This is a genomic window from Shewanella carassii, assembly GCF_002777975.1.
Classification (GTDB): domain Bacteria; phylum Pseudomonadota; class Gammaproteobacteria; order Enterobacterales; family Shewanellaceae; genus Shewanella; species Shewanella carassii.
In genome coordinates, this window is the sequence record NZ_NGVS01000006.1 from 238,936 (window position 1) to 251,489 (window position 12,554).

The following is a 12,554-nucleotide window of genomic DNA, read 5'->3' on the forward strand; positions in this document are numbered from 1 at the left end:
TCCTCAGGCGCTGCAAAGCGCGCTGGTCTTGTAGTGACGGGCCTGCTCGCGACCGATTTTGCAGATGTCGGTCAATACGGCTTCGATATCCTCGAGACGGGTGTGAGGGTTGAGCAGGGTAAACTTGAGATATTGGCTGCCGGCCACCTTGGTCGCTGCAATCATGGCGCGGCCTTCACGGGCCAGACGGGCGCGGATATGGCGATTGCATTCATCCAGTTCGGCGCTGCCGAGTGCCGGGTCGTTGAAGCGAAACACCAGGGTAGTCAGCGACGGGCGCTGCGCCGTCTGCAGCTCGGGGAAACGGCTAAAGCTTTCATAAAGCTCGGCTGTGGTGGCAATCAGGGTGTCGAACATCTCGCCTATGGCATCCGGCCCGGCGGCTCTCAGGCTCAGCCACAGCTTGAGGGCATCAAACCTGCGGGTGGTTTGCAGGCTCTTATTGACCAGATCCGGCACTCCGGCCTGGGCCTGGGACTCAGGGTTGAGGTAATCGGCATGGTAGGTGAGGTAACCGAGCACGCCTTTGTCCTTGACCAACAGCGCCGAGCAGCACACGGGCTGGAAGAAGGACTTATGGAAATCCAGGCTAACAGAGTCGGCCAACTCTATGCCTTCGAGGCGTTGGCGCTGAGTGTGTGACAGCAACAAGGCGCCGCCGTAGGCCGCATCCACATGCAGATAACAGCCGAACTCGCGGCAAAGGGCAGCTATGGGCGCTATGGGATCTATGGCGCCAAAGTCAGTGGTCCCTGCGGTAGCGACCACGGCGATGGGGATCAGTCCTGCCGCTTTGAGCTGCCTGAGTTTGCCCGCCAGCGCCTTGGGATCCATGCGCCGATTGGCATCACAACCGACACTCACAACCGCCTCGTGTCCCAACCCTAAAAGTGCGGCCGCCTTTTGAATGCTGAAATGGCTGAATTCAGAGCAGAGAATGCGGTAGCGGCGGGCATTGGCAGCCAGGCCGGCCAGAACATTGCCTCTGTGACCCGGCTCAAGGCTGCCGGCCAACTCTCTGGCAAGCAGCAGCGCCATCAGGTTGGACTGGGTGCCGCCGGTAGTGAAGACACCGTCGGCAAATCCTTGATATCCCACGCGCTCGCAGGCCCAGTCGATAACCTTCTGTTCAATCAGAGTCCCGCCGGCGCTCTGATCCCAGGTTTCCACCGCAGTATTGATGGCAGAACTCAACTGCTCGGCCAACAAGGATGTGAGCATTACAGGGCAGTTGAGGTGGGCCAGATAATCAGGGTGTTGGAAGTAGATGGCGTGGCTGAGATAGAGCTTGTCCAGTTCGGCCAGAACTTGCTTCATGTCCCCGAGGGGGCGGTCAAGATTGATATCGGAAAATGCGCTTTGCAGCTCTTCGGGGCGAATGCCACTGCTGGGGCCATCCAGCCGTTCAAGACGGTGTTTCAGGGTATCCATGCCCAGTTGCATCAAGCGGGAGTAGTGGTGTTCGGGTGCGATACCAAAGAGTTCAGTGTGGGGAGCGAACGGCAGGTGGCCGGCGGCATCATAGCTCGGGTCATTGCTCGCCTGTTCAGGCTCCATGCTGGGGTGTGTCACTTTTGCCTCCTTTGCGACTGACATGAGGTCAGTCATCAATGACAAGTCACCCAGGGATAAGGAACTACTTCGGCCTTTCCCTGGGCCATTCCTTTTTTGCTGTCATCCGTTTATCAACGACAGCGGCGACAAATTAGCATGCACTCAAATACAAATGCAAATGATTCTCAATTGATTTGTGTAAAGATGTAACTGGTCTGATTAGAAGCCTGTACCCATAACCACAAATTGGTCAGACAAAGACGGCATTTACAACATTGGGGGGCTGAGTTGAGAGTGGCTGATTTGAGAGTGGTTGAGTTGAGAGCGATTTGCTCAAGAGTGATGGAATTCCCATTGGCTCCGTCGGCGGAGAAGTAAAGGACGGGAGTCGAATACGGTGGAGCAAGCTTGCTCAAATGCCTCTGAACGGGGCCGACTAAATTCCCCAACATAGGCACGAATGGAGAATTAACTCACTGCCATATAAGCACTAAACTGAGTATATTCATCACAAGAGGAATTTTTGAGGAGCAGGGGATGAAAGCCACAGCCGGTCGTCCTAAAGGCCATTCAGGGGCCAGGGATGCTTTGATAGAAGCCGCGCGCAGTTGCTTTACCGTGAAGGGGTATGAGCGGGTTTCCACCCGAGAGCTGGCGCGCAAGGCGGGAGTGGATGCGGCGATGATCCGTTATTACTTCGGCTCCAAGGCAGGCCTGTTTGAGGCCATGGTCAGAGACACCATCGCTCCAGTGCTGGAAGCCTTCAAACATTACAATGCCGCGCAAAGTCATCAATCTGCCAGTGAGGGCTCTGCAAACAGCCCTGAGCCCAGCAATAGCCGCCTTGAGCTTGGTAACAATAGCCCTGAGCCGAGCAACAAAGGTTCTGAGCGGAGCAAGATGAGTCTTGATCCGAGCAAGAAAAGGCCCGAGCCAGGTTTTGGCGGGCCATTTGAGCTGATGCAGGTCTATTACCGCGCCATGGCTGCCAACCCGGCCTTGCCCGGGCTTATCATCCAGGTATTGAATCACAGAGAAGGCAGTGAAGCCTTCGATGCCCTTGCCAGCGTGTTCAGTGATATGCTCAGCCGCTCGAGGCTGTGGATCCGCCAGCTTGGGCAACATCAAGGCCTTAATCCCAACCTGGACCCTACCTTGGCGCGGCTGAGTTTTGTCAGCCTGATGGTGTTTCCGCTGATCGCCCCGGCCCATCTGATGCGGGACTTCGGCGTCGAATTGAACGAAACCTGGCTCAAACAGCTGGCAGAGCACAATGCCAAAGTCCTGCATCAAGGCTTATTGCGCCAGGATATTGCCGCCAACCCGGGCAGTGAGGAACCCCAATGAACAAGATATCCCTGATACTGACAGCGACACTATTGCTGTTGCAAGCTTGTGGCGACAGCGGCGAAAGCCGCGCCATGGGCACTCTGGAGCGGGATCGTATCCAGCTTTCAGCCCCCGTTGCCGAGCAGATAGCCGATATCCATGTGGCCGAGGGTGACAAGGTCGAGGCGGGGCAGTTGTTGCTGCAATTGGACAGCCGCAGCGCGGCAGCCAGAGTGGCACAGCGCCGCGCCGAATTGGCTGAGGCCGGCGCCAGGCTTGATGAGCTGCAACAAGGTGCCAGGGTAGAAGAGCTGCGGGCGGCCAGAGCCGCCATAGAGGCGGCAACGGCAGCCGCGACCGAAGCCAGACTCAGATATCAGCGCACCCGCGAGCTGTTTATCGCCAAAGTGGTGGGGCAGGCGGAGCTGGATGCGGCCATCGCCGAGCGGGATCACACCAAAGCCTTGGTCGAGCAGGCCAATGAACACTGGCTGCAACTGGAAAACGGTACCCGCAGCGAACAACTGGCCCAGGCCGAAGCCAGAGTGGCAGCCGTAGCGGCGGCGCTCAAGGCCGAGGAGAAAGCCTTGGACGACCTCAGTCTCAGGGCGCCGCTGGCATCAGAGGTGGACATATTGCCCTGGAAGAGGGGCGATCGAGTGGCTCAGGGCACTCAACTTGTCGCGCTTTTGGCACTGGATAAACCCTATGCCAGAGTCTATCTGCCGCAAACGGCCATCAGTAAGCTTTCCCGCGGCGACAAGCTGGAGGTCTGGGTCGATGGGGTGGCGCAGCCGCTCAAAGGCACAGTCAGAAATATCCGTTCCCAACCAGCCTTTACCCCGTTTTATGCCCTCAATGAGCGCGATCGTGCCAGATTGATGTATCTGACAGATATCGATGTCGAGGGCGCCGAGTCTCTGCCCTCAGGGCTGGCGCTGGAGGTACGACTGCCATGACTCAATCAGCTGATGCCGGTGCTTCTTCGGCCATTCAAGCTACCTTGTCCATTGATTCTTCCAAGGCCATTGAAGCTCCCCTGGCCATTGAAGCTCACGGACTGACCCGGCGCTTTGGTGAGTTGACCGCGGTGGATAATCTCAGTCTTGCCATCCCCCGTGGCAGTATTTACGGCTTTCTCGGCCCCAACGGTTGCGGCAAGTCCACTGCGATCCGGCTGCTTACCGGCCTGTTGTTGCCGGATGCCGGTGAGGTAACCGTATTGGGAGAGCCGCTTGCCGGTAACGAAGAGGCGCTCAAGCAACGTATAGGTTATATGACCCAGAAGTTCTCTCTCTACGATAATCTGTCTGTGCTGGAGAACCTTAGATTTGTCGCCAGTATTTATGGCCTGTTCGGCCGCCGCGGCAAGGCGCGCATTGAAGAGCTGCTGCATCTGTATAGCCTGGAGGGCAGGGAGTCTCAGTTGGCCGGCTCCATGAGTGGTGGTCAGAAGCAGCGTCTGGCACTAGCCTGCGCCACACTGCACTCCCCCGAGCTGTTGTTTCTCGATGAACCCACCTCGGCGGTCGATCCGGAAAACCGCCGCGAGTTTTGGGAGCGGTTGTTCGATCTCTGCGCCGCCGGAACCACTATTTTGGTGTCAACCCACTACATGGACGAGGCGGAGCGCTGCCATGCATTGGCAATCCTTGAGCGCGGCGCCAAGCGGGCCGATGGCTCCCCGGCCGAATTGATGCAGCAGATGGACGCCAGCGTGGTGGAAGTGAGCGGTGAGCAGCTAAGGGCGCTCAAACAGCAGTTGGTGGCCTTGCCTGAGGTTGTTTCTGCCGCTCAGGTAGGCACCCGGCTCAGGGTGTTGGTGCGGCGTGATGACACAGATCCCATCGCCTTTCTCAGCCCCTATTGCGATGGGCACAAGCTCGCCATGGCGCGCCCCAGTCTCGAAGATGTGTTTGTATCCTGCACCGGAGGTCGACATGTGGGCTAGGATATTGGCGATCATGCTCAAGGAGCTCAGGCAGCTGTCGCGGGATAGGATGACCTTCGGCATGATAGTGATGATCCCCCTGGTGCAGCTGTTGCTGTTTGGCTACGCCATCAATACCGATGCCAGGCATCTGCCCGCCGGCTTGGTGGATATGTCCCCCAGCAGCTACAGCCGGGCCTTGGTGCAGTCGGTGAAGGCCACCCAGGTGGTGGACTTCAAGGCAAAATACGCCTCTATCGAACAGGCCGAGGCGGCCATCACCTCGGGGGAAGTGCGCGCCGTGCTCTATTTGCCGGCGGATCTCAATGCCCGTCTGGTGACTCATCCAGCCTTCGACCGTCGTCAAAGCGACAGCCAGCTTACCCGGCCCGTGGCCCAGTGGCTGGTGGATGGCTCGGATACGGTTATCGCCGCTGCGATCCGTAGCCTGAGAAGCATGCCGCTGGATGAAGTGGCCGGTTTCAGCAGCCAAAACCGGGTGCCAAGTTTTGAGGTGGTGCAGTATTTCAACCCGGAGCAGCGCACTGTGGTTAACATAGTGCCCGGCTTGCTGGCGGTGATTTTGACCATGACAATGATCATGTTCACCTCTGCCGCCATTGTCAGGGAAAGAGAGCAGGGCAATATGGAGTTTCTGATCACCACCCCGGTCAAACCCATGGAGCTGATGGTGGGGAAAATCATCCCCTATGTGCTGGTGGGGCTTATTCAGGTGAGTATTATCCTCAGCGTGGGTCACTTCCTGTTCGGTGTGCCTGTGCGCGGCGGTCTGGACAGCTTGTTGCTGGCCTCTTTGCTGTTTATCTTTGCCAGCCTCAGCCTGGGCCTGGTGATCAGCACTATTGCCAAGACCCAATTGCAGGCGATGCAGCTGACGGTATTTATCCTGCTGCCCTCTATTTTGTTGTCAGGCTTTATGTTTCCTTACGAAGCTATGCCAATTGCGGCGCAGTGGATTGCCGAAGCGCTGCCGGCGACCCACTTTATGCGTATGGTGCGCGCCATAGTCCTGCGTGAGGCCGATATCCTGATGTTGGCTAAAGATGCCTTTTGGCTGGGGGCGTTCACCCTGGGAGGCGTGTTGCTCGCTTCATTGAGGTTCCGTAAGCGTTTGGGATGAGCGCTGTGGTTCAGCGCTCTTCATCTCTGAGGGTCAGCACTTCATAGCCGGTATCTGTCACCAGTATGGTGTGCTCCCACTGGGCCGAGAGTTTTTTATCCCGGGTCACTACTGTCCAGCCATCTTTCTTGGTCTTTATTTTGGCGCCGCCCTGGTTGATCATCGGCTCTATGGTAAAACACATACCGGCTCGCAGTTCCAGGCGTTTGGCCAAAGGCGATGCCTGTGGCATCAGGTACATCTTGCTGGAGTCGGCAATAAAACCATCTTTTTCGAGGGTAATATCCAGATTGACAATATCGCTGGCCTTCAGCAACTGCTGCTCCGACTGAACCCCGTGACACACGACTTCATTGACCGAGCTGTTGAGCACATAGGCATAGCCGTATTGCCCTTGCTGGCCGGGCGCGCCTTAAGGAAAGGGCTTAAGGCTTTCTTTAGACAAGCATAAGCAGCCTTGGCTCTCTTTGGGAGGGGGAAGCTGATGGGCGGGACAATGTTAACAAGCCTGCTTGGGGAAGCAGGCTTGAGATGGAGGGGGAAGGTGAAGCTAGAGAACCGTTTGCTGCTCGCCTTCAGTTGGGCTGAAAGCGAGAGTTGGTTTTTAACAGCCCTGATTTTTAACCGCCCTGATATTTAACCGCTTTGGTTTATAACGGCTTTGGTCTTAACTTGTTGCCAGCGGCAGATGGGCCTTGCTGCCCCAGTCGGCCCAGGAGCCATCGTAGAGTATCAGGGCATCGAGGCGTACCTGATAGGCCGCTAGGATTAAAATACAGGCGGTGATCCCTGAGCCGCAACTGAAGATCAAAGGCTTGCCGCTGCGTCTGGCGTCCATGGCCCCCAGACGCAAGAAAATCTGCTCCAGTGCCGGCTGAGGTTTCAGGCTGTCGCCCTCCAGCACTTCGGCAAACGGCAGATTCACGGCGCCGGGAATATGGCCGCCGCGCACGCCTTCTCTGGGTTCGGGACTCTGGCCGAGAAAGCGTGAACTGGCCCTGGCATCCAGTATCATGGCCTGCTTGCCTGCCAAGGTATCCAATACCTGGGGGGCGTTACAGACCTTTTCCGCTTGATATTGCCCACAGGCGTTACCGAGCGGAAACTCGGTCGCTGGCTTGTCGGCACAGGGGCGTTGCTCTTTGAGCCATTTGGGCAGACCGCCATCGAGAACAAACACCTGCTCAAAGCCCATGACCTTGAAACACCACCAGCCCCGGGGCGATGAGTAGATACCCTGGTTGTCATAGATGACGACAGTACTGTCCTGGTCGATGCCGAGCCGCTGCACCAGCTCGGTAAATTGGGCCAGACTCGGCAGGGCGTGTAACTCGCTGGACTGCAGATCTGTGCACTCCCGCTCCAGATCCAGCCGCCGAGCACCGGCAATAAAGCAGGGCTCATCGTAGACTATCGGCTCGCGGCCTATCACCTTGTCCATGCTGGCATCCAAAATGACCAACTTGGGATCAGAAAGATGAGCGGCCAACCACTCGCTGCTTACCAGTGCAGATTGCATCTCGACTCCTTAAAGCTCGGTAACGGCACCAAGCAATGAAACTTGGCCCAAATTACTGGAGCGCTACGGATTTCTCAAGCGGTTACTTTATCAATGGCTAGGTATCTGATGGTTTTATCGCCGTTATGCCGGCATAGACGGTTATGGATTCAGTCTCTGAACTCTTCGTCATAGGCCAGGCCGCTGACATCGGCCAGTTCTTTACCCAGCTCCTGCATGGCGGCCTTGCCCTTACGTCTCAGCAACGTCACTCTCTGACCATCCTTGAGCATCAAGATCAAGTCCCAGTATCTGGGCTCGCCGAAGTGAGGGCAGAGGCAAAATCCGCTGATTTCGGCCAGTGGCACCTTGAGTTGCCCTATGGGGTAGATACTGCGAATGCTGTGCTCCAGCACACAGGTATTTTTGTCTATCAAGATTTTATGGCGACAGAACAACGCGTGCCAGCCGAGTGTTGCCCCCATGGCCCAACCGAGCAGCAATTCAGGGTTAAGCCCGAAATACACCTGTGCCAGAGTCAGCGCCGCCAGCGGCAGGCCGATTAACCAGGTCCAGCGGCCAAACACCAACTCGGCCCTTTGTGAGGAGTACTTGTTCCAGTGCGCCATGGCTCAGCTCCCTAAGCGTGTCATCAGCAGTCCGAGCAGGGTAAAAAGCGGCAGCGGCAGTGCCAGTTTCCACATCAGGTGTTGCTCCCAAATGGGCCGGTACTGACTGATGGATTGGCCAGTTTGCGTCGCGGCTTTCAGAGGCTTGGTTTCGGTATGGGGGGATGTTGCGGCCTGGCTCTCGGCCTCCGGCGCCGAATCGCTTGGAGCTGTGTCAAAGGGCACGGCTTTCAACTCGGGCCAGGCAGTGACTTTTTCATAGACTTCAAGTTCATAAACTTCAAGTTCATTGACTGCAAGCGGGCCGGCGCAGCCGCGCAAAAAGCTTATCAATGCCAGCGCCTCGGCCATATCTGTCAGGGTGTGGCGCTGTCCGAGCAGCACCAGCTGTACCCCATTTGGCGTTTGCGCCAGTGGGGTAATATGAATAGAGAGTTGACTGTAGGGCAGGGTTTTGCGGGGCTTGGCTTTTATACGCCACCAGCCGGTGTATTCTTGAATCTCAGCGCTTTTGGGGTTAAACAGCCAACGCCTTCTTACCCCCAAACAGCCAATTGCCAGGGTTAACAACAGCAAGGCCGAGATGGCATGAAATGCCTGTGATTTACCTGTCAGCACCACAGCCATTAAACTTGAGGCCGACAGGGGAACCAGCATGATAAAGCCCCAGATTGTAGCCAGGGTTTGCTGTCTGCCAATAAAGTAGGCTCGCCCATCGGCATCCAGCTTTAAGTGCCAACGAGCGCCACGGGGCAGAGCGCGATATTTTTTGTTTAACTCATCTTCCTTGGACATCAATCAGTTATCCTTTTGAGGTATCAAGCGACAGATGCAAAATAGGGAAGGGCTTACCCATGGCATCGAGTGCCGAACGGGAGATCTGTTTAAAGCTTCTATGCCGGTAGGATCCTGTCACTATAGGTTATTGCCCGGCTTGCACCATTTGCAGAATTTTGCGGGCCTTCTCAAAGTGATCCAGTTTGTGGGTCTGGATCCACCAGCTAGCGGCCTCCATGAGCAACTCGGGATCATCATTCTTGTTGGCAAAGAAGGCATAGAAGGAGACGCCAACATTCTCGCCCTTCTGGGCGATTTTTTGCTGGCAGACATGGATAACTTTTTGTCGCAGGCTGGCACGCATCTTGATTGTTCCCTCAATCTGAAAAGTCATTTTTAGGTGTTTTGCTGTTGCAACTGGGCTTGTTGCGCCTGGGTCAGTTTACTGACAACTAGGGCGTAGGATGCCTCAATCAGGTCACGGAGCATATCCTCGCTGACCTCACCATTCAAGGTTAGCGTGAACCAATGCTGCTTATTCATGTAATAGCCGGGCACTATCGCCTCAAAGCTATCGATCAGTGCCTGCACGTCGGCAGGTTTGGCCTTGAGTGTCACCCTAGGGGGCGTTTCCTGCTCGGCCAGCAGGGCAAACATCTTACCCATGACCTTATAGACTCTGGCCTCAGGACCAAAAGGATAGTCGGCAGTGGCGTTGGGGCATTGCTGCAACAGTTTCTTGAGTTGTGTCAGTGTCATGGCGTCCTCTGTCATTTTGGGGGGGAGCATGATAATACCGGCTTCAGTCGACGTTTTGTTGAAGGGGAGGGGCATGTCGTAGCCAGGCCTTCAGTCATTGAAGCGTTTACACATAAAATACCTGTCCGGACTGCCGGGAATTCCGCTGACCGAGCCGACAACTTCAAACCCTTGTTTGGCATAAAATGCCGGCGCCTGAAACGACAAAGTGTCGAGCTGCGCAGCCAGGCACCCTCGTTTGATTGCCTCTTGCTCGCACAGAGCCATTAAGCGGCTGCCAAGACCTGAACCTCTATGCTCCTTCGCGACCCAAACCACCTCAATCAGCAACTGGCGATAGATGCTGCGGCCACTCACGCCACCAATGAGTTGCCCCTTGGAGTCGCGGGCGATGGCGGCCAGAGGTTGACTGGTCTCCTTGCCCATATACTCGTGATTATAGGTTCTGAGCTTGTCGATAAGCTCATTTTGCAGGTCATCATCAACTTGCTGTAAAAGGTCAATCTGCATACCGATTTCCTTGGTGTGAAAGAGGCGGCCAGAGTGCTGATTTTCAAACGACTGGCAAAGCGTTTGGAGTCGCGATTACTTTTGAAGGTACTACTGGTAAATATTGTTTTAAAACAGTATTTTAAAAAGTTTATAAGACAATGGTTACCACATGGCCGAAAGTCCCGGAAACCGAGATGATTAGCTTGATACAAGGATCTCGGTTTTACATGCTTCTCTTTGCAACCGCATAGAGAATGATTCAAGGGTATCTTGTTACCCTGTGCCAACACAAGCAACAAGCGCAAAGTCATTGTAAGGCAAGCATAAAAAAGCCAGGGAATACCCTGGCTGGAGGATTAAAGAAGGCTGAGATTAGCTGGCGTCCTTCATGGCACGGGTAAAGTCGGCCAGAGTGCTCAGTAGCATATCGGGTGCATTTTGGTGTTGCTCAATGATCCTGACCACGGCAGAGCCCGAGATGGCACCGGCGGCGCCGGCGGCAATTGCGGCGCTGACCTGAGCCGGCTCGGCAATACCGAATCCCAACAGTGGAGGCGGCGCATCGAAGGCTTTGAGCTTGGCCAGTACCTCATCCACCGGCATACCTGCCTTATTGTCGGCGCCAGTTACCCCGGCGCGGGACAGCAGATAGGTGTAGCCTTCAGCGGCTTCACTCACCGCCTTGAGGGTATCATCATCGGCATTGGGTGGCGCAATAAAGATAGGCGCTATGGCATGGGCCTTGGCGGCTTCTATAAAAAGTGCGGCTTCCTCAACCGGCACGTCGGCTATCAGCACTGAATCCACCCCGGCCTCGGCGGCGCGGCGATAGAAGTTGTCGATGCCGTTGGCGTACACCAGATTGGCGTACAACAGCAGGCCGATGGGCAACTCGGGATAACGGCTGCGTACCTCGGCGATAAGCTCGAAGCACTTGGCTGGAGTAGTGCCGGCAGCCAGCGCCCGTAAGTTGGCGCCCTGGATCACCGGGCCATCGGCCAACGGATCGGAAAAGGGGAAGCCCAGCTCAAGGGCGTCGGCACCATGGGCAATCAGGGTGTCGATAATCTGCAGCGACAGCTCAGGGCCGGGATCGCCCAGTGTCACAAAGGGAACAAAGGCGCCGCGGCCTTCGGCCTGCAGCCGGGCAAAAGTGGTTTGATAACGTGTACTCATGCCTGTGACTCCTGTGGCTTATGTGATGGCTCAGATTCGGATGCAGATGCAGCCTGGCGCTCTGCCAGGATATCGGAAACGGTAAATATGTCTTTATCGCCGCGGCCGGAGAGGTTAACCACCAGTATGGTTTCTTCGCGGCACTCTTTGGCCAGCCTGATGGCATAGGCCAGCGCGTGGGCCGACTCCAGCGCCGGAATAATCCCTTCGCTACGGGCCAATAACTGGAAGGCCTCCAGCGCCTCTTCATCGGTGGCCGACTCATAGGTGGCGCGTCCGGTGGCGTTGAGGTGGGCGTGTTGCGGGCCGACAGAGGGGAAATCCAACCCGGCAGAGATGGAGTAAGACTCTTCTATCTGGCCGTTGCTGTCCTGCATCAAGGGCGCCTTCATGCCAAAAAATATGCCAGTCTTGCCGTGCCGCAGCGGCGCGCCGTGCATCGGCGTATCTATGCCTTTTCCGGCCGGCTCAACGCCTATGAGGCGCACTGAGGCTTCATCTATGAAGTCGGCAAACATACCTATGGCGTTGGAGCCGCCGCCGACACAGGCAATGACGGCGTCCGGCAGTCGGCCTTCACGCTCAAGGATCTGCGCCTTGGTTTCGGCCCCTATCATGCGCTGGAACTCCCTGACTATGGTGGGGAAGGGGTGAGGCCCGGCGGCGGTACCTAGCAGGTAGTGCGCCTTGTCATAGCTGCCGGACCAGTCGCGCATCGCCTCGTTGCAGGCATCTTTGAGAGTGGCAGAGCCTGAGGTGACAGGAATGACCTCGGCGCCCATCAAACGCATGCGGAACACATTAGGGCTTTGGCGCTCCACATCTTTGGCGCCCATGTAAATTTTACACTTAAGGCCCAGCAGGGCGCAGGCCAGGGCGGTGGCAACCCCGTGTTGACCGGCGCCGGTTTCGGCGATGATCTCTTTTTTACCCATGCGCTTGGCCAGTAGCGCCTGCCCCAGCACCTGGTTGGTCTTGTGGGCGCCGCCATGCAGCAGATCTTCCCGCTTGAGGTAGATTTTTACCTTGTCATTGGGCGACAGGTTACGGGTCAGGGTCAAGGCGGTGGGACGCCCGGCATAGTTTTTCAAAAGCTCGGTGAACTCGGCCTGAAAGGCGGGATCATTCTGGGCCTCGACAAAGGCACTTTCCAACTGCTTCAGCGCCGGCATCAAAATCTGCGGCACATACATGCCACCGTATTCCCCGAAATAAGGGTTGAGTTTTAACTCGCTCATACTGCTTTCCTTAGGATACTTGTTGCGCCTG

General features: G+C 56.4%; 13 protein-coding genes and 1 pseudogene. 4 read left to right on the forward strand and 10 right to left on the reverse strand.

The genetic code is table 11. From position 1 onward, the window contains the following. Positions 1 to 3 precede the first annotated feature (3 nt). Positions 4 to 1,572, reverse strand: a complete 1,569-nt coding sequence (locus CBE72_RS04130) for a pyridoxal phosphate-dependent decarboxylase family protein (protein WP_206191786.1) — start codon at positions 1,570 to 1,572, stop codon at positions 4 to 6. A 519-nt stretch (positions 1,573 to 2,091) separates the two neighbouring features. On the opposite strand from CBE72_RS04130, the gene CBE72_RS04135 reads away from it, so the two are divergent. Genes CBE72_RS04135 through CBE72_RS04150 form a run of 4 tightly spaced genes read left to right on the forward strand, consistent with a single transcriptional unit; the run spans position 2,092 to position 5,954 of the window. Beyond that, positions 2,092 to 2,901: a TetR/AcrR family transcriptional regulator gene (locus CBE72_RS04135; RefSeq protein ID WP_100142438.1), complete on the forward strand. Its 810-nt coding sequence runs from the start codon at positions 2,092 to 2,094 to the stop codon at positions 2,899 to 2,901. Beyond that, on the forward strand, positions 2,898 to 3,842 hold the full coding sequence (locus CBE72_RS04140) for an HlyD family secretion protein (protein WP_100142439.1): 945 nt from the start codon (positions 2,898 to 2,900) through the stop codon (positions 3,840 to 3,842). The genes CBE72_RS04135 and CBE72_RS04140 overlap by 4 nt, the downstream gene beginning before the upstream one ends. Beyond that, positions 3,839 to 4,834, forward strand: a complete 996-nt coding sequence (locus tag CBE72_RS04145; protein ID WP_100142440.1) for an ABC transporter ATP-binding protein — start codon at positions 3,839 to 3,841, stop codon at positions 4,832 to 4,834. Before CBE72_RS04140 ends, CBE72_RS04145 begins: the two co-directional genes overlap by 4 nt. After that, the gene (locus CBE72_RS04150) at positions 4,824 to 5,954 is read left to right on the forward strand and encodes an ABC transporter permease (RefSeq protein ID WP_100142441.1); all 1,131 of its coding nucleotides are present in this window, start codon (positions 4,824 to 4,826) and stop codon (positions 5,952 to 5,954) included. The genes CBE72_RS04145 and CBE72_RS04150 overlap by 11 nt, the downstream gene beginning before the upstream one ends. A 10-nt stretch (positions 5,955 to 5,964) precedes the next feature. Here CBE72_RS04150 and CBE72_RS04155 read toward each other — a convergent pair. The 9 genes and pseudogenes from CBE72_RS04155 to trpB form a co-directional block, all read right to left on the reverse strand. Further along, positions 5,965 to 6,360, reverse strand: a pseudogene (locus CBE72_RS04155) (M24 family metallopeptidase); the annotation flags it as partial. 261 nt (positions 6,361 to 6,621) lie between these two features. Continuing rightward, entirely contained in the window at positions 6,622 to 7,473 is an 852-nt protein-coding gene (locus CBE72_RS04165; protein ID WP_100142444.1) for a sulfurtransferase, read from the reverse strand. A 149-nt stretch (positions 7,474 to 7,622) separates the two neighbouring features. Beyond that, positions 7,623 to 8,081 (reverse strand): hypothetical protein, encoded by a 459-nt coding sequence (locus CBE72_RS04170; protein ID WP_039032841.1) that lies wholly within the window; start codon positions 8,079 to 8,081, stop codon positions 7,623 to 7,625. 3 nt (positions 8,082 to 8,084) lie between these two features. After that, the gene (locus CBE72_RS04175) at positions 8,085 to 8,876 is read right to left on the reverse strand and encodes a hypothetical protein (protein WP_100142445.1); all 792 of its coding nucleotides are present in this window, start codon (positions 8,874 to 8,876) and stop codon (positions 8,085 to 8,087) included. 127 nt (positions 8,877 to 9,003) lie between these two features. Then, positions 9,004 to 9,222, reverse strand: a complete 219-nt coding sequence (locus tag CBE72_RS04185) for a DUF6500 family protein (RefSeq protein WP_039032896.1) — start codon at positions 9,220 to 9,222, stop codon at positions 9,004 to 9,006. 32 nt (positions 9,223 to 9,254) lie between these two features. Next, positions 9,255 to 9,647, reverse strand: coding sequence for an MmcQ/YjbR family DNA-binding protein (locus tag CBE72_RS04190; RefSeq protein ID WP_229671806.1), 393 nt, complete (start codon positions 9,645 to 9,647; stop codon positions 9,255 to 9,257). 60 nt (positions 9,648 to 9,707) lie between these two features. Beyond that, the gene (locus tag CBE72_RS04195) at positions 9,708 to 10,127 is read right to left on the reverse strand and encodes a GNAT family N-acetyltransferase (RefSeq protein WP_100142446.1); all 420 of its coding nucleotides are present in this window, start codon (positions 10,125 to 10,127) and stop codon (positions 9,708 to 9,710) included. A gap of 354 nt (positions 10,128 to 10,481) precedes the next feature. Further along, the gene (trpA, locus tag CBE72_RS04200) at positions 10,482 to 11,285 is read right to left on the reverse strand and encodes a tryptophan synthase subunit alpha (protein ID WP_100142447.1); all 804 of its coding nucleotides are present in this window, start codon (positions 11,283 to 11,285) and stop codon (positions 10,482 to 10,484) included. Next, positions 11,282 to 12,523 carry a tryptophan synthase subunit beta gene (trpB, locus tag CBE72_RS04205; RefSeq protein ID WP_100142448.1) on the reverse strand — a complete coding sequence of 414 codons (1,242 nt, stop codon included), beginning with the start codon at positions 12,521 to 12,523 and terminating at the stop codon, positions 11,282 to 11,284. Before trpB ends, trpA begins: the two co-directional genes overlap by 4 nt. Positions 12,524 to 12,554 lie beyond the last annotated feature (31 nt).